We start from the raw sequence: 16,937 nt of genomic DNA on the forward strand, positions 1-16,937 counted from the left end.
GTGGGATAGGGTATGTCCGCAAATGAGTACAAAGAAAATTCGCTGGATTCAGGCGGCGGCCTTGGCGACTCTTGGCGCGGCGTCGATCGGCCTTGCGGGGCCGGCGAACGCGGACGTCGACACAGACTTCGCCAACGAACTGCACGTTTACGGTATCTACGGTCAGCGTGACTACAACGCCTGGATCGGCAAGATCACCTGTAAGCGACTGCGTACCGGGCTCGACGCCAATGCGGGCGAGGCCGCTGTCTTCTTGAAGAAGAATCTGCACAAGGACAGCACCGAGCAGCAGGTGTATCAGTTCCTCAACGCGGCGATCAACTTCTACTGCATCGACCAGCGGCCGGTCGTGGACAGCATCGCGGGCGTTCCTTCCGCGGCGCCGCTACCTGCCGGTGCTCCGTTGCCGGCAGAGCAGGGCTAAGGCATACCCCTGCGAAGCTAGGCGGGGTTTGCGGCCATGACGGGCCTCGACATCGGCGTGTATGTCCCGCAGATGGCCTTCTCCTACGCCGACATCCTGCACCGCGCCAAGCGCTGCGAGGACCTCGGGATCGGCTCGCTGTGGCTTTACGACCACATGTACGGGCCGGGCGTGCCCGGCGCTCCGTCGCTGGAGGCATGGACCCTCGCGACGGCGCTACTGGCGAACACCGAACGGCTTCGGGTCGGACACATGGTGCTGTGCAATCAGTTCCGTCATCCGGCCGTGCTGGCCAAGATGGCCACGACGCTCGACCAGATCTCGGGCGGGCGGCTGGCACTCGGTCTCGGCAGTGGCTCCATCCCCGAGGAGCACGACCGGATGGGGCTGCCGTGGGGCACGTTCGGTGAGCGATCCGAGCGCCTCGGCGAGACGCTGGAGATCCTGACCCAGGCCTTCACCAATGAGGTGGTCGACTTCGCGGGCACGCACTACACCGTGAAGGACATGCCGATCGTGCCCGGCGCTGTGCAGCGCCCGCGGCCGCCGATCGTCGTCGGCGGTGTCGGGGAGCGCTACACCCTGCCCCTGGTCGCGCGCTACGCCGACGTGTGGAATGTGCCCACCTACGCGCTCGGCGATCTGGAGCACAAGGTCGACGTGCTGCGCTCGCTGTGTGCCGACATCGGCCGCGACCCGGATGAGATCGTGCTGTCGGTGGAGGCCGTCATGGCACTGGCACCCGACGATGCCTCGCTGCCCAGGGTTCGCGAACTCGCCGAGAAGCGGTTCGGTGCGCCGATGTTCGGCCTGCGGGAGGGCGGCCTTGTCGGCACGGCACCGCAGATCGTCGACCGGATCAAGCAGTACGAGGCACTGGGCTTCGGTCAGATCGTGCTCTTCACCCACGATCGCGCATCCGATGAGACGCTCGATCTGCTGGCGTCAAAGGTGATCAGCGCACTTCAGTAGTCCACTTCGATCGTCACGGGGCCGACGTTCCAGATGTCATCGCAGTATTCGGCGATGGTACGGTCCGACGAGAACTTGCCGCTGCGTGCAGTATTCAAGATCGACATGCGTGACCAGGCGTCTCGGTCCTGCCACGCCGCCGCCACCCGGTCCTGGCACTCCACGTATGACGCGTAGTCGGCCATCACCAGGAACGGATCGTCATGGACGAGGTTGTCGACCAACGGCCGGAACACCTCGGTGTCGCCGTGGGAGAACTGCCCCGACGAGATCAGCCCCAGAACCGCTGTCAGCTCGTCGTTTCCGTCGATGTAGTCCGACGGGCGGTATCCATCGCGTTTGACCTGTGCCACCTCGGACTCGGTCAACCCGAACAGGAAGAAGTTCTCGGGCCCCGCCTCTTCGCGTATCTCGACGTTGGCACCATCCAACGTGCCGATGGTCAGCGCACCGTTGAGCATGAACTTCATGTTTCCGGTACCCGAGGCCTCCTTGCCCGCGGTCGAGATCTGCTCCGACAGATTCGCGGCGGGATAGATGAGGTGAGCGTTCTGCACGTTGAAGTTCGGCACGAACGCGACCCGCATGAAACGACTGACGTCCGGGTCGTGGTTGACCGTCTCGCCGACGGCGTTGATGAGCTTGATGATGCGCTTGGCCATGAAGTAGCCCGGCGCGGCCTTACCGCCGAACACGTAGGCGCGCGGCGCGATCTCCAGTCCGGGGTTCGCCTTGAGCCGGAGATACTGCCGGATGATGTGCAGCACGGACAGGTGCTGGCGCTTGTACTCGTGGATCCGCTTGACCTGAATGTCGAACATCCAGGTTGGGTCCAGCTCCACCCCGGTGGCCGAGTGGAGGAACTCGGACAGCCGAGCCTTGTTGGCGCGCTTCACGTCCCGCCACTTCTGGCGGAACTCGGGATCCTCCACGTAGTCCTCCAGCCCGCGGAGGCGCTCCAGGTGAGTCAGCCAGCCGTCACCGATCGTTTTGTCGAGCAGATCGCGAAGGCCCGGGTTGGACAGGGCCAGGAAGCGGCGCGGTGTGACACCGTTGGTCTTGTTCGAGAAGCGTTCTGGCCACAGCTCGTAGAAGTCCTTGAGCACACTGGCCTTCAACAGGTCCGAGTGCAGCGCCGCGACCCCGTTGATGGCATGGCTGCCGACCGTCGCCAGATGCGCCATGCGCACGGTCTGGCCGCCTTCCTCGCCGATCAGCGACATGCGTCGCACACGTTCGACGTCACCGGGGAAGTGTGCCCGCACCTCGTCCAGGAAGCGGGAGTTGATCTCGTAGATGATCTCCAGGTGCCGCGGTAGGGATTCTCGGAACAGGGCGAGCGGCCACTTCTCCAGCGCTTCCGGCAGGAGGGTGTGATTGGTGTAGCCGAACGTGGCGACGGTGATCGCCCAGGCCTCGTCCCAGTCGACCCTGCGCTCGTCGACAAGGATCCGCATGAGTTCTGCGACGCCGATCGACGGGTGGGTGTCGTTGAGCTGCACCGCAAACCGCTGGGGCAGGTCGTGCAACGAGGCGTCGGCCAGGTCGTCCATGATGTGGACGATGTGCTGAAGCGAACACGACACGAAGAAGTACTGCTGGAGCAGGCGCAGCCGCTTGCCCGCATCGGGTTCGTCGTTTGGATACAGCACCTTGGTGACCGTCTCGGAGGTGACCTCCTCCTCGACTGCCCGGTAGTAGTCGCCGGTGTGGAAGGCATCCAATGCGAACGAATCGACGGCTCGGGCGCTCCACAGCGTCAGCGTGTTGCAGGTGTTCACGCCGTATCCCTGAATCGGCGTGTCGTAGGCGACGCCCTTGATGACCTGCTTCGGCAGCCAGCGCACACGGACGGCACCCGCGTCGTCGACGTACTGCTCGGTGTGGCCGCCCCAGTTGATGAGGTAGTTCACATCGGGTTTGGCTATCTCCCAGGGGTTCCCGTTCGCCAGCCAGTTGTCGGTCTTCTCGACCTGCCAGCCCTCTGCGAACTCCTGCTTGAAGATGCCGAACTCGTAGCGGATGCCGTAGCCGATCGCCGGGCGCTCCAGCGTCGCCAGCGAGTCCAGGTAGCACGCCGCGAGACGTCCGAGGCCACCGTTGCCAAGCCCGGGCTCCACCTCACACGCGAGCACCTCGTCGAACTCCTGGCCGAGCGCGTTCAGCGCCGCTCGGGCGGCTTCCTCGATCTGCAGATTCAGCAGGTTGTTGCCCAGCTGCGGTCCCATCAGGAACTCGGCCGACAGATAGCAGGTCACCTTCTTGCCGAGGTCGAGCGAGGTCTGCGTGGATGCGACCCGGTTGTCCTGCATGCGATCCCGCACGGCCAGCGCGAGTGCCCGATAGTAGTGCTCGGGTGTCAGGGCGGCCGCCGGTCGGCCGATCGAGTACCGCAGGTGATCGGCGATCGCCTCCCGCAGATCCTCGGCGTCCAAACCGGTGCGGATGTGCGAGGGCTCGGCGGGAATCCCGGTGTGGGTACCTACGACGTCGGTCATATCGTCCTCCAGTCCCTCGTGGCGATCGCAGTGTGGCAGCGCTGCGTGCACACCGGACGAGTATGCGTCGACGGCCGCGTGAATGCGCGGCGACGGGTGCTGAGCGCGGATTCGCCTCAGCCAGCACCCTTGCCGTTGTCGACGCGGTACACCGCACCGTGGATCGCCGCGGCGTCGTCGCTGGCCAGAAACGCGATGGTCTTGGCGACGTCGTCGGTCTCCATGAATCCCCGAGGTGAGGCGATGCGCATGATGAGATCCCAGTCAGCCCCCTCCGGCGCAACGAACTCGGTGCTCTGCGCCGTCGGCATGCCGCCCGGGCACACGGCATTGACACGCAGTTTCTCCTTGGTGAACTCGATCGCCAGCGCGCGGGTCAAGCCGATCAGACCGTGCTTGGCCGCGCAGTAGCCCGCCGAGTAGACCTCACCCTCCACGCCCGCGATCGAGCTGACGTTCACGATGTTCCCGCCGGTCTCGAGAAGATGCGGCAGCGCGGCCCGACACAGATAGAACGGGGCGTGCAGGTTCACCGCGAGGTCGCGCTCCCACTCCTCGTCGGTCATGGTCGGGGTGTGGCGCATCTGGTGAAATCCCGCGACGTTGACCAGAATGTCGAGCCTGCCGAACTCCTCGATGCAGTCCGCCACCGCCTGCCTGCACGCCGCAGACGTGGCGATATCCACCGACGCGAACTTCCCGCCGGGTACATCGGCGAACACCTCGGTCATCTTCTCGGCGTCCCGCGCGATGCCGAAGACAGACGCGCCTCGCTCGGCGAAAACCTTCACCGTCGCCGCGCCGAGTCCTGCCGATGCGCCGGTGATCAGCGCGACCTTTTCCGTGAGTGCAGTCATGGCTGCACCCTCTCATGCCGGAATTCCGCTGATCTTGGTGGACAAGCTGCGATACTGCGAACATGTGGATCACCCGTGCCCTCGCTGTCGCCGCCGCGTTCGCCACCGTTGCGCTAGGCGTAGCCAGCCCCGCCAGTGCTGAACGCGTCATGGAGGGCATCTACACCTACACCCAGGGCGACGTCGTCGCCGAGTGGACCATCTACCCGAGCTGCGTGCCCACCGTCGGTGACCTACGCGAGGAACTGCGCCTACCAGTGGCCTGCCGGCTGCACGTCGCGTCGTCCACGCCGGACGTGCAGGGCGGTGATGCTCGGCCGAGCAGCGCGAAGTGGCTGTTCAACAAGCCGGTGCCGGACGGCTTCAAGTGCTCGGACGGTAGCACCGCGCCGATCCTGGAGACCTACGAGTTCGACGACGGTGCCATGACTGGCACGCGCACGGTGTCCTACGGCAACGTCTGCAACAACGAGGTGCCCGCAAGCCTCAACAAGTATCCGTTCACCCTGGCCTTCAATCGGCCACTGCCGATGCCCGTCCAGCAGTACCCGCTGTACTGCGAGCCCGGCGGCCTGAAGCGCTGCTTCTGAGTCCTTCCGCGGCGGCAGGGGGCAAGCTCGCCGACCTGACCGGGCCACGCCAGACTCGGCGCTGGGGTGCCACATGCACCGATCTCGGCGCCTCGGTGACGGCCCCGAACGGCAGGCTCGTCTCGGTTTTCGGCGACACCTTCTCCGGCCGCAAGGTGGGGCGCGGCGACTGGCGTTCGCCGGTCGTCCTGATCGGCACCGGAGATGCCACCGCACGGATCACCTACGACCGCGCGGGCGGCCCGGACCCTCGCTACGCCAGGCAGCTGTGGCACTACGACCACGACAACGTGGCGTCGGGCTGGACCCGCAGCGGCATCAGCACCGTCATCCCCTCTGACCTGCTGCGCGTTGAGGACACCCTCTACCTGCACGTGATCGTCAACCGCGGTTTCGGCAACGTGGTGTGGACCGAGATATGGACATCACAGGACTCGGGGACCAGCTGGTCCCATCTGGGTGATGACGCGGTCTTCCCGGCCGACCTCCACGACGGGCACGCACAGTGCTGGTCATGGGACTACGACCCGTCCGACGGCTGGGTGTACGTCGCGTCCACGGGATTCCAGCGCGACAAGGGCATCGTGCTGCAGCGGGTGCGACCCCAACACCTGGCTGACCGCTCGCGGTATGCGGCATGGGGTCAGGCGGGCGGACGGTGGACGTGGGGGGAGCAGGCCACCGCGATCACGCCGGACGGCGAGGCCTGGGGTGAGCTGTCGCTGCGCCGTTTGGACTGCGGCCGATGGGTTCTCGGCGGCTTCGCCGCTTCGCGGTACGCACTGGGCTACCGGGTGATCGCCGCACCCACCGTGCGGTTGGACACCATGCCGCTGCAGACACCCGTCATCGGCACGGCGTGGCGCGATGAGGACCACCGACGCAACGCGGTGGCCCAGCTCTACGGCGGCTACGTCCTGCCGGGTTCGGTGCTCGACGTGCCCGGCGGCGTCGGCCTGATGGTGTCCCAGTGGCACACCGACAGCGGATGGCCCTACCGGGTCATGCAGTTCAAGGCGACTCTGCGGAGCCCCGATGCGGGCGGCTAGGGTCGGCCCGTGATGGTCGAGCAATCCCGCCTGCAGCGCTACGAACTCCGGATGGAGTGGCCGCTGGCGGCCATCGCCCTGGCCTTCCTCGCCCTGTTCTCCGTTGACGTCCTGTACCAACCACAGGGCACCGTGGACCACATCGTCAAGTACGCGATGTTCCTCTGCTGGGGCGTGTTCTGCGCGGACTATCTGATCCGACTCGGGCTGGCCGAGGCGAGGCTGAAGTGGTTCGTGCGCCACCTGCTCGATCTCGCGATCATCGTGTTGCCCGCGTTGCGTCCGCTGCGGCTGCTGAGCCTGACCGTGGTGATCAACGTCCTGCAGCGGGCCATCGGGCACACCATCCGCGGCAAGGTCATCGTTTACACAGTGTGCGGCGCCGTCGTCATCGTCTACTCGGCGTCACTGGCGATCCTGGAGGCCGAACGCGGCGTCCATCCCGACCACGCTTTTGCCAACCTGGGTGACGCGCTGTGGTGGTCGGTCACCACTGTCACGACCGTCGGATACGGCGACACCGTGCCCTCGACCGTCACGGGCAGATTCGTCGCGGTCGCGCTGATGATCGCCGGTGTCAGCCTGCTCGGTGTGGTCACTGCGACGCTGGCGTCCTGGATCGTGGAGCGGGTCGCGGCGGAGGACACCACCATCCGTGCCGCCACCGCGGCCCAGATCGACGAGCTTCGTGACGAGATTCGCCAGCTGAGCGAGGCGCTGTCCCGTTCGACACCCGGCGACCCGAGCCGCTCCAACGGTGAATCGGGCAACCGGGGTGACCACACTGGATCTACCGCTCATCGCGGGGACGGGCACAATTCGTTGACGTGACGCAAGGTGTGGGGCTCTCGGTTGGTGCCGGCAACCTGACCGCGGTGGTGGTGGGTCGCACGGCCGTGCGGCGCACCGCGGTCCTGACCAAGTTCACCCACCGGCCCTCGGAGGTCGGGCTTCCCGGTGAGAACCCGAAGCTGGACGAGCGCGGCCTGGTCATCACCGACTTCGTCGACCGGGTCGGCGACCCCATCGGATTGCTGGCCCCCGACGGCTCGTCGCACCGCGCCGACGCCCTGTTGGCCGACGGTCTGCGGGCGATGTTCCACACCGTCGCGCGCCCGGGGTCCGGGCCCGTGGGGGTGAGCCACCCGGCGCACTGGCGGGCCCCGGCCGTCGACGCGCTGCGTCGCGCGCTGTCGACGATGCTGGAGTTCGGTGCGCCCAACCCGGTGCTGCTGACGCCCGATTCCGTCGCCGCGCTCACGGCGGTGCAACAGGACCCGGGCGTGCCCGCGCGGGGTGTGATCGTGTTGTGCGACTTCGGCTCCACGGGTACCAGCATCACCTTGGCCGATGCCGCCCGGGACTTCGCTCCCGTCGCGCCGACACAACGCCACGTCGACCTGTCGGGTGACCTCATCGACCAGGCGCTGCTCACCCACGTGATCGGCGGCCTGAGTTCTGCGGGGTCGGTGGATCTGACGGGTACCTCGGCGATCGGCTCACTGTCACGGCTGCGGGCGCAGTGCCGGGCGGCCAAGGAGCGACTGTCGACGACCGCGGCGACGACGGTGTCGGCGGACCTACCCGGTCACCGCGGTGAGATCCGCCTGACCCGAACCGAACTCGACGACGCGATCCGGAAACCGCTCGCAGGATTCATCGAGGAGTTGCAGGACATCCTGCAGCGCAGTGGGATTCGGCCCACCGACCTGGTCGCCGTCGCAACGGTTGGCGGTGGAGCGCGCATCCCCATCATCACCACCACGCTGTCGGAGAACCTTCGGGTACCCGTCATCACCACCGCTCATCCCGAGCTGGCGGCGGCCATCGGCGCCGGGCTGCGCGCGGTGCGCGGCACCGTCGTCGAGGGTGCCACCGCCATGGCTCCAGCGGCTCCCGCCGCTCCTGCCGCTCCCGCCGCTGCCGCGGCCACGGGCCTCGCTCCCGCTGCGCCCGCACCGAGCGCGGCTCCCGGCCCGGTGGGCGGGCTGGCCTGGTCGGATGCGGGCGACGACATCCCCGACGTGGCCGCGCCTCCCGTCGACGAACCGCCCGTCGACGGCTGGGACAGTGCTCGGCCCCAGGTCGAGTTCGCCGCGCCCGAGGAACCCGAGGAGAAACCTGCGCCCTGGTACCGCAGTCCATTTGTGATGATGGCCGGCGGCCTGGCCGTGGTCCTCGCGGCCATCGCTGCGGCCGCCGTGTTCCTGGTCGGCGGCGGCGAACCGGCGTCGACCATCACGACCACCACCACCCCCACGGCGACGACCACCACGGCGACATCATCGGCACCACCGGCCCCCGCCCCGGAGGCACCCGCGCCGGTGCCCCCGTCGGAACCCGCGGTGGTGAACCCGCCACCACGCACGGTCACCGTGACCGAGGACGGGCCGCCACCGCCCGCGCCACCAGCGCCGACGGTCACTGAGACACCACCGCCACCACCGCCGACGGAGCCACCACCGCCCCCGCCGCCGAGCAGCCCACCGCCGAGCAGTCCGCCGCCACTGATCCCGACGCTGCCCTACGAGACCATTCCGGGGCTCCCGTTCGTTCCATCACCGTTCCAGCCGCCGCAGTCATAGGCTCGCGGTCATGGACGGTCTGCTCTTCGATCCGAACACCTATGACCCGCAGCAGTTCGACGCCGAGACGCGCAGGTTGTTGCGGGCGACCATCGACTGGTTCGAGGGGCAGGGCAAGAACCGCATCCTCGACGACGATCTCACCGCGCAGTGGCCCGCCGACTTCGTCGACTTCGTGAAGCGGGAGAAGCTGTTCGCGACGTTCCTCACGCCGTCCGAATTCGCCGGTGCGGACGCGAGGAGCAATTCGGGTGCAGTGAACCCGAACAAGCGCTGGGACGCGGCCCGCAACGCGGCGCTGGCAGAGATCCTCGGCTTCTACGGGCTGACTTACTGGTACACCGAGCAGGTCACGATCCTCGGCCTGGGGCCGGTCTGGCAGAGCGAGAACAAGGACGCCAAACTCAGGGCCGCCGACGATCTCGAGGCCGGTGAGGTGATGGCGTTCGGACTGTCCGAGCGCGAGCACGGCGCCGACGTGTACAGCACCGATATGGTCCTGACACCCGCCGGAGAGGAGGACCGGGCCAATGGCATCCTGTACCGGGCGACGGGGGAGAAGTACTACATCGGCAACGGCAATGTCGCCAGTCTGGTGTCGGTGTTCGGTCGCCGCGATGACGTGGCCGGGTCCGGCGATCGCGACGACGCCTACGTCTTCTTCGCCGCCGACAGCCGCCACGACAACTACCGGCTGATCGGCAATGTCGTGCACATGCAGATCTACGTGAGCACGTTCCGTCTCGAGAACTACCCGGTACGCGCCGAGGACATCCTGCACACCGGCGTGGAAGCCTTTGCCGCGGCGCTCAATACGGTCAATGTTGGCAAGTTCAACCTGTGCTCGGCCTCCATAGGGATGGCCGAGCACGCCTTCTATGAGGCCATCACCCACGCGCAGAACCGCATCCTCTACGGCAACCCGGTCACCGACTTCTCCCACGTGCGGGCCAACTTCGTCGACGCGTACTCGCGCCTGGTCGCGATGAAGCTGTTCAGCAGGCGCGCCGTCGACTACTTCCGCAGCGCGAGCCTCGAGGATCGCCGGTATCTGCTGTTCAACCCGATGACAAAGGCCAAGGTCACGATGGAGGGCGAGACAGTGATGCGGGCCCTGCACGACGTCATCGCCGCCAAGGGCTACGAGAAGAACACGATGTTCCGTGAGGTCGCCCAGTTGATCGGGTGCCTGCCCCGACTGGAGGGCACGGTGCACGTCAACGTCGGCCTGGTGCTCAAGTTCATGCCGAACTACATGCTCAATCCCAAGCAGTACCCGCCGATTCCGGTCCGCGACGACCCGAGCGATGACGTGTTCTTCTGGAACCAGGGGCCGACCCGCGGGGCGGGCAAGGTGCAGTTCGCCGACTGGGCGCCGGTCTACGAGCAGCACACCCGGATTCCGAACGTCGCGGTGTTCTACGAGCAGGCCCAAGCATTCCGGGAGCTTCTCGTCACCGCCGCGCCCGACGCCGACCAGCAGAAGGACCTCGACTTCCTGCTCAACGTCGGGCACCTGTTCTCGCTCATCGTCTACGGCCAGCTGATCTTGGAGCAGGCCGAGCTGACGGGTCTCGACGACGACATGGTGGACCAGATCTTCGACTTCCAGGTCCGCGACTTCAGCACTTACGCCGTTGCGCTGCACGGTAAGCCGACCGCCACAGCCGCCCAGCAGGAGTGGGCGCTGTCGGCGATCCGCAAGCCGGTACCTGATCCCGGTCGATTCACGCGGATATGGGAGCGGGTACGCGCCTACGACGGCGCCTACGAGATGGCGCCCTGACCGCGGCGGTGCCAGAATTGATACATGGACTCGGGCCCGTCCGGGCCGGATAGCGTGTTCCGTTCGGACCTCGGTCGGAATGGAGACACCATGATCACCATCTACGCACTGGCCGCGGCGGCAAGCCTGGGCCTGCTGTTTCTCGGGCAGAGCATTCGCGTCGTGAAGCAGTTCGAACGAGGTGTCGTGCTTCGGTTCGGCCGGGTGAGGCCGAGCGTCAAGGGGCCGGGAATCGCGATGCTGCTACCCGTCGCCGATCGCCTCCAGAAGGTGAACATGCAGATCATCACGCTGCCCGTGCCCGCGCAGGACGGCATCACCCGAGACAACGTGACCGTTCGGGTGGATGCCGTCATCTACTTCAACGTGGAGGACCCGGTGCGCGCCGTGGTCGACGTGCAGGATTACCACTCCGCCATCGGGCAGGTCGCGCAGACGTCGCTGCGGTCGATCATCGGCAAGAGCAACCTGGATGACCTGCTGTCCAACCGCGAGCGACTCAACGAGGGTCTTGAGCTGCTGATCGACAGTCCGGCACTCGGGTGGGGAATCCACATCGACCGCGTCGAGATCAAGGACGTGGTGTTGCCCGATTCGATGAAGCGGTCGATAGCCCGCCAGGCCGAGGCGGAACGCGAGCGACGTGCCAGAGTCATCACCGCCGACGGCGAGCTTCAGGCGTCGACGAAACTGGCGCAGGCGGCAGAGGTGATGGCCGAACAGCCGGCGGCACTGCAGCTACGTCTCCTGCAGACGGTCGTCGAGGTCGCGGCGGAGAAGAACTCCACCTTGGTGCTGCCGTTCCCCGTCGAACTGCTGCGGTTCCTCGAACGGTCCACGCCACCGGGGTCCACGCCAGCGGTCGCCCAGGATACCGAGGACACCGAAGACACCACGGATCGCTCGGTCGCGGCATCGGATCCGCCGCAACTGAGTGCACCGCAGCCGGACGGGCTGGCCGTGCGGTCAGGCCATCTCAGGGACGCGTAGGTGGGCTATCACCAACTCGAAGTCACGTTCCTCGAAGATCAGGGCGGCCGCATCCTCGGACACCGAGCCCTTGAGTCGCTCGATCTCGTCGCGGTTGCGCTCGATCGCCTCGGCGCTCTCGAAGGCCACCGATGTCACCCCGCGGCCGGTTGCCTTGTCCACCAATAGGCTTGCGCTGCAGAGTCCGTCAAGTTCCTGCATGGCCGGCAGGGATGACCTGAAGACCTCGATACCCGCGTCGACGTTTGCGGGCTCGACGTTGGCCCAGGTCACTCGGACACAAGCGCCCTCACCGGCCTCGTGCTCTCGGTGCATGACCGCGATCTCCCACTCGTCGACGGTGGGGCTGCCGCCGTCACCGAAGATCTCGGCGGCGCGGTTGCGGACTTCCTGGACAGCCGGTCCGCTCGCGCGCATCGCGTCCTCGGACTCCCAGGCGCTGGTGGTGATGCAGCGGCCGGATTTCCGGTCCGCCAACACGGATAGGCCGATGTGGCCATCTAGGCCTTCGAGCAGGGGCATCACAGTCTCGCGAATATAGGCAATGCCGGCATCTACAGATGAGGGCGTGGCCTCAACCGTCGTTGTTCGTGCATACACAATCTGCTCCCTCTGACGGGGCAGCGTCCCGACGGCGCCGCCGTCGGGTCTCATAGTCCTCCGCCGAGCGCCGAGTGGCAATGGGTGGCCATATCTCGGCACGGTGGCGATCAGCGATCGCGCCCGCGCTGACGGTCAGTGGGTGGGCGACTTCTTCTCGATCACCAATTGCGCCAGGGGAATTCGAATCTGCACAGGCGCGGCGGCCAGACGTTGGGCGACACCGGTCTCCAGTGCGTCGAGAAATGAATTCACAGTGTGGGCGCGAGTGTCATCGAGTGCCAGCGCCAGCGTCGGGAACAGCGAGGCCCGCAGGAACGCGGCCCAGCGCGTGCCGAAGGTGTCCGTGCTGCGGTCGCTCTGGTACAGCTTCCAGAACCGATCCTCGGCGTCGAACAACTCCATGTGCGTTATCGACAACTTCTCGAATGTGCCCGACGGCGCGAACGGCGACTGGAAGTCCTTGGCGGTGCGTCCGACGATCGGCACCGACATGCGACCGTGTTCCTCGGCGGTGAGCGCGGCGGTGCCGGCGAGTTCGGCGAGCGTGTCCATCAGGGCGTCCAGGACAGGACCGAAACCCAACTGACCGTCCTCGTCGACGCCCATCGTGGTCACGACTATCTGCCCGCCGGGGCACAGCTCGCGACCACGGAACGCCACGAACTCGTGCCAGTCGTGGGCGGCCTGCCTGGCATACGCCGCGCGAATCCGCTCGTCACCGCTGTAGGCCGCCAGGAGGTGACCGTCGACAGGCATGGGTACCTTGGCCAGCCACTGCAGTGCCCACGACGACCAGCCCAGGTTCACGCTGTTCGACGGCAGGATCTGCGAGTAGTACGACCGTCCGACGGCCGACGCGAACGATGCATGATCTCGCTGCAGGTAGCTGTCCGGGTCGTCGGTCAGGGTGCGGAACAACGCGGTGAAGTCGTTCTCGGGCACGTCTGTGTGGGTGACCAGGATCGAATGCTCGGGCCGGGTGCGCTTGCGCAACACCGCGATCGCCGCGCCGATCGGAAGAACCGAGTTGTACCCGGTTCCGGCGCCGTAGTCGGCGATCACGATCGGACGTGGTGAGCGCGGGATGGGCACCACCTCGGCGACGTTCTCGAAAAGCGTTATCGCCTGCCGCAATCCGGCTGCCTGGAGCCGCGAGGCAGCGCTGTACCACGCGCTGTCCTTGGCCTCCGGCCGCACCACGACGCTTGATTCGCGCATGGCTGAGACGGTAGTCCGTCAGGTGCCGGTCACGCTTGTCAGTTGACGAGATGGCGGTGCGTTGGCCGGCGTGTCAGACTGCGGACCATGAGTCGGGGGACTGCACCACGTGTACTCACGCTGGTAGCGGTGCTGACAATGCTGGTGTCGGCCATCGGCTTCGTGGTCGCGCTGATCCTGAACGCCTTCGTCTTCGACGAGTACGACGCCTACGGCGAGGTGCCGATCCCCGGTTCGAGCAGCCTGGTGCTGCCCGAGGGCGAGGTTCTCATCACCTTTCACACGGTGGTCATCGGGGGCACCAGCGGTAGCGGGCTACCCGTCCCACGGATGTCGATCAACATCGTGCCGCCCGAGGGCGTACCCGACCCCGTCCTCACCGAGGACATCGGGGGGACCACGACGGTCAACAACGACGCCCGGGTGCGGGTGTGGGTGGCGCATGTCCCCGCCGCGGGCACCTACGACATCACCACCAACGGCAACGTCAGCGCCTTCCTGGATCCTCGACTGGCCTTCGGCCATTCGAGCAACCACGGCTACCTGCCGGTTGTCTTCGCCGTCGTGTTCGGCATTGCCGTTCTCGACCTGGTCATCGCGCGAGTCTGGGCCGGCCGGGTCAGGTCGCGCCACGGGCCACCGCCAAATCCGGAGCAGCCGATCAGCTCGTATATCCCCACCGATCAGGGCATCCGCATCGAGCAGTTGAACACCATTGCCCGGCTGCGCGATTCAGGCGCACTCACCGAGGATGAGTTCGACGGTGAGAAGAAGCGAATCCTCGAAGGTCACTAGCAACACAAAGTTGACTGAGGCGTCAGTGCCCGCGGGCGACCCACTCGTCGTAGTGCACGATCTCGTCGCCGATCTTCGTCGTGTCCCCGTGGCCGGTGTAGACGACCGTCTCGCCGGGCAGCATGCCAAGGCGCTTGGAGATGGAGTCGAGGATGGTCGGGAAGTCTGAGTAGGACCGTCCGGTGGCGCCCGGCCCGCCCTCGAACAGTGTGTCGCCGCTGACGACGGCGTTCAGGTCCGGTACGTACCAGCACACCGAGCCCGGCGAGTGCCCGGGGGTGTGCATGGCCTTGAGTTCGACGCCGCCGACGGACAGGGTGGCGCCATCCTCGAAGGAGCGGAACTCCTTGTCCGGGTGCGTCATCCGCCACAGCACGTCGTCGGCCGGATGCAGCAGCACCGGCGCGTCCAGCGTCTTACCGAGTTCAGGAGCGACGGTGATGTGATCGTTGTGGCCGTGCGTGCACACCACCGCGACGACGTTGCGGCCGCGCACGGCGTCCACGATCGGCTGTTCGGCGTGGGCGGCGTCGAAGACGATGACGTCGGAGTCGTCGCCGATGAGCCAGATGTTGTTGTCGACGTCCCAGCTGCCGCCGTCGAGTTCGAACTTTCCGCTGGTGACCAGGCGTTCGATGCTGACCATTAGAGGATCACCACCGAACGCAGGACCTCGCCGGCGTGCATCTTGTGGAACGCGTCCTCGATACCGTCCAGGCCGATGCGCTCGGAGACGAAGCGCTCCAACGGAAGTCGTCCCTGGCGGTACAGGCTGATCAGGGTGGGGAAGTCACGCTCGGGCAGGCAGTCGCCGTACCACGACGACTTCAGCGAACCGCCGCGGGAGAAGAAGTCCACCAGCGGCATCTCGAGGGTCATATCCGGTGTCGGCACGCCGACCAGGACGACAGTGCCGGCCAGATCGCGGGCGTAGAACGCCTGCTTCCATGTCTCGGGCCGTCCGACCGCGTCGATCACGACGTCGGCGCCGTTACCTTCGGTCAGGTCCTGGATGGTCTCGACGACGTCGAATTCCTTGGCGTTGATGGTGTGGGTGGCGCCGAAGTCGCGCGCCCAGTTCAGCTTGGTGTTGTCGGTGTCCACGGCGATGATCTTCTTCGCGCCCACCAGTGCCGCACCGGCGATGGCCGCGTCACCGACGCCGCCGCAGCCGATCACCGCGACGGTGTCGTCGCGGGTGACCGCGCCGGTGTTGATCGCCGCACCGATACCGGCCATCACGCCGCAGCCCAGGAGCCCGGCCACGGCCGGGTCGGCCTCGGGGTCGACCTTGGTGCACTGTCCCTGATGCACGAGGGTCTTGTCGGCGAAGGCGCCAATGCCCAGCGCGGGGGTGAGTTCGGTGCCGTCGGTCAGCGTCATCTTCTGGGTGGCGTTGAATGTGTCGAAACACAGCTGCGGGCGGCCGCGTTTGCAGGCCCGGCATTCCCCACACACCGCGCGCCAGTTCAGGACGACGAAGTCGCCGGGGGCGACATGCGTGACGCCCTCGCCGACCGCTTCCACGGTGCCCGACGCCTCGTGGCCGAGCAGGAACGGATACTCGTCGTTGATACCGCCCTCGCGGTAGGTCAGATCGGTGTGACACACCCCGCAGGCGATGATGTCGACCACGACCTCACCCGGACCCGGATCGGGGATGACGATGTCGACCAACTCGACGGGTTGTTTCTTGCTCCGGGAGATCACACCGCGCACTGTCTGACTCATGCCTACAACCTAGTGGGGCACACTTGTCGGGTGAGCGTTCGACCTCCCGCGGTGTACCTCTCGCATGGCGCGCCACCGCTCGTCGACGACGAGCGCTGGGTGTCGGAACTTCGGCAGTGGTCGGCCGAACTGCCCAGGCCCACCGCGATCCTGATGGTGTCGGCGCACTGGGAGGCCGCTCCTCTGACCATCGGCTCCACCACCACCGAAACCCCTTTGACGTATGACTTCTGGGGTTTCGCGGACCGCTATTACGACGTCACCTATGACTCGCCCGGCGCGCCAGGGCTGGCCGCCGCCGTCGCGGCCGTGATGCCCGACGGCGTGCCTGTCGTACACGATCCGGACCGACGGCTGGACCACGGCGCCTATGTGCCGCTGACGGTGATGTACCCACAGGCCGACGTTCCCGTCCTGCAGATCTCCATGCCGACCCTGGACCCGCAGGGACTTCTCGAGCTCGGTGCCCGTCTGCGCCCGCTGCGGGACGAGGGCGTGCTGATCGTCGGATCCGGTTTCACTACGCACGGCCTGCCGTACCTGACCGACCCGGCGCCGGACGCCACGCCACCGGGGTGGTCCGTCGAGTTCGACGCGTGGGCCTCTGAGCGGCTGGCGGCCGGCGACCTCGACGGGCTGGTCGACTTTCGCGCCAAGGCGCCGGGAATGCCGTACGCCCATCCGACCATCGAGCACTTCGCGCCGCTGTTCGTCGCGCTCGGGGCATCCGACGATCCCGAGCAGGCGCCGCGACAGGTGATCGACGGCTACTGGATGGGTCTGGCGAAGCGATCGATCCAACTGGTGTGACGGTATCGGCCGCGCCACGAGTAGCATCC

General features: G+C 66.6%; 16 protein-coding genes. 10 read left to right on the plus strand and 6 right to left on the minus strand.

The genetic code is table 11. From position 1 onward, the window contains the following. The first annotated feature begins 22 nt into the window (after nucleotides 1-22). Nucleotides 23-424: a DUF732 domain-containing protein gene (locus ACZY0X_RS29170; RefSeq protein WP_463775375.1), complete on the plus strand. Its 402-nt coding sequence runs from the start codon at nucleotides 23-25 to the stop codon at nucleotides 422-424. 36 nt (nucleotides 425-460) lie between these two features. Continuing rightward, a complete protein-coding gene (locus tag ACZY0X_RS29175) occupies nucleotides 461-1,396 on the plus strand; it encodes an LLM class flavin-dependent oxidoreductase (protein ID WP_463775376.1) in 936 nt (311 codons plus the stop codon). Here the strand turns inward: ACZY0X_RS29175 and ACZY0X_RS29180 are convergent. Further along, a complete protein-coding gene (locus tag ACZY0X_RS29180) occupies nucleotides 1,390-3,894 on the minus strand; it encodes a glycogen/starch/alpha-glucan phosphorylase (RefSeq protein ID WP_463775378.1) in 2,505 nt (834 codons plus the stop codon). The genes ACZY0X_RS29175 and ACZY0X_RS29180 overlap by 7 nt on opposite strands. A 116-nt stretch (nucleotides 3,895-4,010) precedes the next feature. Continuing rightward, nucleotides 4,011-4,751 carry an SDR family NAD(P)-dependent oxidoreductase gene (locus tag ACZY0X_RS29185; protein WP_463775380.1) on the minus strand — a complete coding sequence of 247 codons (741 nt, stop codon included), beginning with the start codon at nucleotides 4,749-4,751 and terminating at the stop codon, nucleotides 4,011-4,013. A gap of 62 nt (nucleotides 4,752-4,813) precedes the next feature. Between ACZY0X_RS29185 and ACZY0X_RS29190 the strand changes: the two genes are divergently transcribed. From ACZY0X_RS29190 to ACZY0X_RS29215, 6 genes are all read left to right on the plus strand, one after another. Beyond that, entirely contained in the window at nucleotides 4,814-5,341 is a 528-nt protein-coding gene (locus ACZY0X_RS29190) for a hypothetical protein (protein WP_463775381.1), read from the plus strand. Next, nucleotides 5,338-6,390, plus strand: coding sequence for a DUF4185 domain-containing protein (locus ACZY0X_RS29195; protein WP_463775463.1), 1,053 nt, complete (start codon nucleotides 5,338-5,340; stop codon nucleotides 6,388-6,390). The genes ACZY0X_RS29190 and ACZY0X_RS29195 overlap by 4 nt, the downstream gene beginning before the upstream one ends. A gap of 12 nt (nucleotides 6,391-6,402) precedes the next feature. Further along, the gene (locus tag ACZY0X_RS29200; RefSeq protein WP_463775465.1) at nucleotides 6,403-7,221 is read left to right on the plus strand and encodes a potassium channel family protein; all 819 of its coding nucleotides are present in this window, start codon (nucleotides 6,403-6,405) and stop codon (nucleotides 7,219-7,221) included. Next, nucleotides 7,218-8,975: an Hsp70 family protein gene (locus tag ACZY0X_RS29205; RefSeq protein WP_463775382.1), complete on the plus strand. Its 1,758-nt coding sequence runs from the start codon at nucleotides 7,218-7,220 to the stop codon at nucleotides 8,973-8,975. The genes ACZY0X_RS29200 and ACZY0X_RS29205 overlap by 4 nt, the downstream gene beginning before the upstream one ends. A gap of 10 nt (nucleotides 8,976-8,985) precedes the next feature. After that, nucleotides 8,986-10,761, plus strand: a complete 1,776-nt coding sequence (locus tag ACZY0X_RS29210) for an acyl-CoA dehydrogenase family protein (RefSeq protein ID WP_463775384.1) — start codon at nucleotides 8,986-8,988, stop codon at nucleotides 10,759-10,761. Nucleotides 10,762-10,851: 90 nt separating this feature from the next. Further along, entirely contained in the window at nucleotides 10,852-11,751 is a 900-nt protein-coding gene (locus ACZY0X_RS29215) for an SPFH domain-containing protein (RefSeq protein WP_463775385.1), read from the plus strand. On the opposite strand, the gene ACZY0X_RS29220 is transcribed toward ACZY0X_RS29215, so the two are convergent. Then, entirely contained in the window at nucleotides 11,728-12,351 is a 624-nt protein-coding gene (locus ACZY0X_RS29220) for a hypothetical protein (protein ID WP_463775386.1), read from the minus strand. The genes ACZY0X_RS29215 and ACZY0X_RS29220 overlap by 24 nt on opposite strands. 135 nt (nucleotides 12,352-12,486) lie before the next feature. Further along, nucleotides 12,487-13,572 (minus strand): class I SAM-dependent methyltransferase, encoded by a 1,086-nt coding sequence (locus tag ACZY0X_RS29225; protein WP_463775387.1) that lies wholly within the window; start codon nucleotides 13,570-13,572, stop codon nucleotides 12,487-12,489. Between the two features lie 87 nt (nucleotides 13,573-13,659). Here ACZY0X_RS29225 and ACZY0X_RS29230 point away from each other — a divergent pair, with 87 nt between their 5' ends. Further along, entirely contained in the window at nucleotides 13,660-14,367 is a 708-nt protein-coding gene (locus tag ACZY0X_RS29230; protein WP_463775388.1) for an SHOCT domain-containing protein, read from the plus strand. Between the two features lie 22 nt (nucleotides 14,368-14,389). Here ACZY0X_RS29230 and ACZY0X_RS29235 read toward each other — a convergent pair whose 3' ends face one another. Beyond that, nucleotides 14,390-15,013, minus strand: a complete 624-nt coding sequence (locus ACZY0X_RS29235) for an MBL fold metallo-hydrolase (protein ID WP_463775390.1) — start codon at nucleotides 15,011-15,013, stop codon at nucleotides 14,390-14,392. Next, a complete protein-coding gene (locus ACZY0X_RS29240; protein ID WP_463775391.1) occupies nucleotides 15,013-16,098 on the minus strand; it encodes an S-(hydroxymethyl)mycothiol dehydrogenase in 1,086 nt (361 codons plus the stop codon). The genes ACZY0X_RS29235 and ACZY0X_RS29240 overlap by 1 nt, the downstream gene beginning before the upstream one ends. A 30-nt stretch (nucleotides 16,099-16,128) precedes the next feature. On the opposite strand from ACZY0X_RS29240, the gene ACZY0X_RS29245 reads away from it, so the two are divergent. After that, nucleotides 16,129-16,908 carry a dioxygenase family protein gene (locus ACZY0X_RS29245; protein WP_463775393.1) on the plus strand — a complete coding sequence of 260 codons (780 nt, stop codon included), beginning with the start codon at nucleotides 16,129-16,131 and terminating at the stop codon, nucleotides 16,906-16,908. Nucleotides 16,909-16,937 lie beyond the last annotated feature (29 nt).

Source organism: Mycobacterium sp. IDUB_39, from assembly GCF_055419205.1.

Bases quoted from the DNA above. Each gene is read 5' to 3' on its own strand.
- ACZY0X_RS29170 (WP_463775375.1), top strand. From the start codon at position 23: ATGAGTACAAAGAAAATTCGCTGGATTCAGGCGGCGGCCTTGGCGACT.
- ACZY0X_RS29175 (WP_463775376.1), top strand. From the start codon at position 461: ATGACGGGCCTCGACATCGGCGTGTATGTCCCGCAGATGGCCTTCTCC.
- ACZY0X_RS29180 (WP_463775378.1), bottom strand. From the start codon at position 3,894: ATGACCGACGTCGTAGGTACCCACACCGGGATTCCCGCCGAGCCCTCG.
- ACZY0X_RS29185 (WP_463775380.1), bottom strand. From the start codon at position 4,751: ATGACTGCACTCACGGAAAAGGTCGCGCTGATCACCGGCGCATCGGCA.
- ACZY0X_RS29190 (WP_463775381.1), top strand. From the start codon at position 4,814: ATGTGGATCACCCGTGCCCTCGCTGTCGCCGCCGCGTTCGCCACCGTT.
- ACZY0X_RS29200 (WP_463775465.1), top strand. From the start codon at position 6,403: ATGGTCGAGCAATCCCGCCTGCAGCGCTACGAACTCCGGATGGAGTGG.
- ACZY0X_RS29210 (WP_463775384.1), top strand. From the start codon at position 8,986: ATGGACGGTCTGCTCTTCGATCCGAACACCTATGACCCGCAGCAGTTC.
- ACZY0X_RS29215 (WP_463775385.1), top strand. From the start codon at position 10,852: ATGATCACCATCTACGCACTGGCCGCGGCGGCAAGCCTGGGCCTGCTG.
- ACZY0X_RS29225 (WP_463775387.1), bottom strand. From the start codon at position 13,572: ATGCGCGAATCAAGCGTCGTGGTGCGGCCGGAGGCCAAGGACAGCGCG.
- ACZY0X_RS29230 (WP_463775388.1), top strand. From the start codon at position 13,660: ATGAGTCGGGGGACTGCACCACGTGTACTCACGCTGGTAGCGGTGCTG.
- ACZY0X_RS29235 (WP_463775390.1), bottom strand. From the start codon at position 15,013: ATGGTCAGCATCGAACGCCTGGTCACCAGCGGAAAGTTCGAACTCGAC.
- ACZY0X_RS29240 (WP_463775391.1), bottom strand. From the start codon at position 16,098: ATGAGTCAGACAGTGCGCGGTGTGATCTCCCGGAGCAAGAAACAACCC.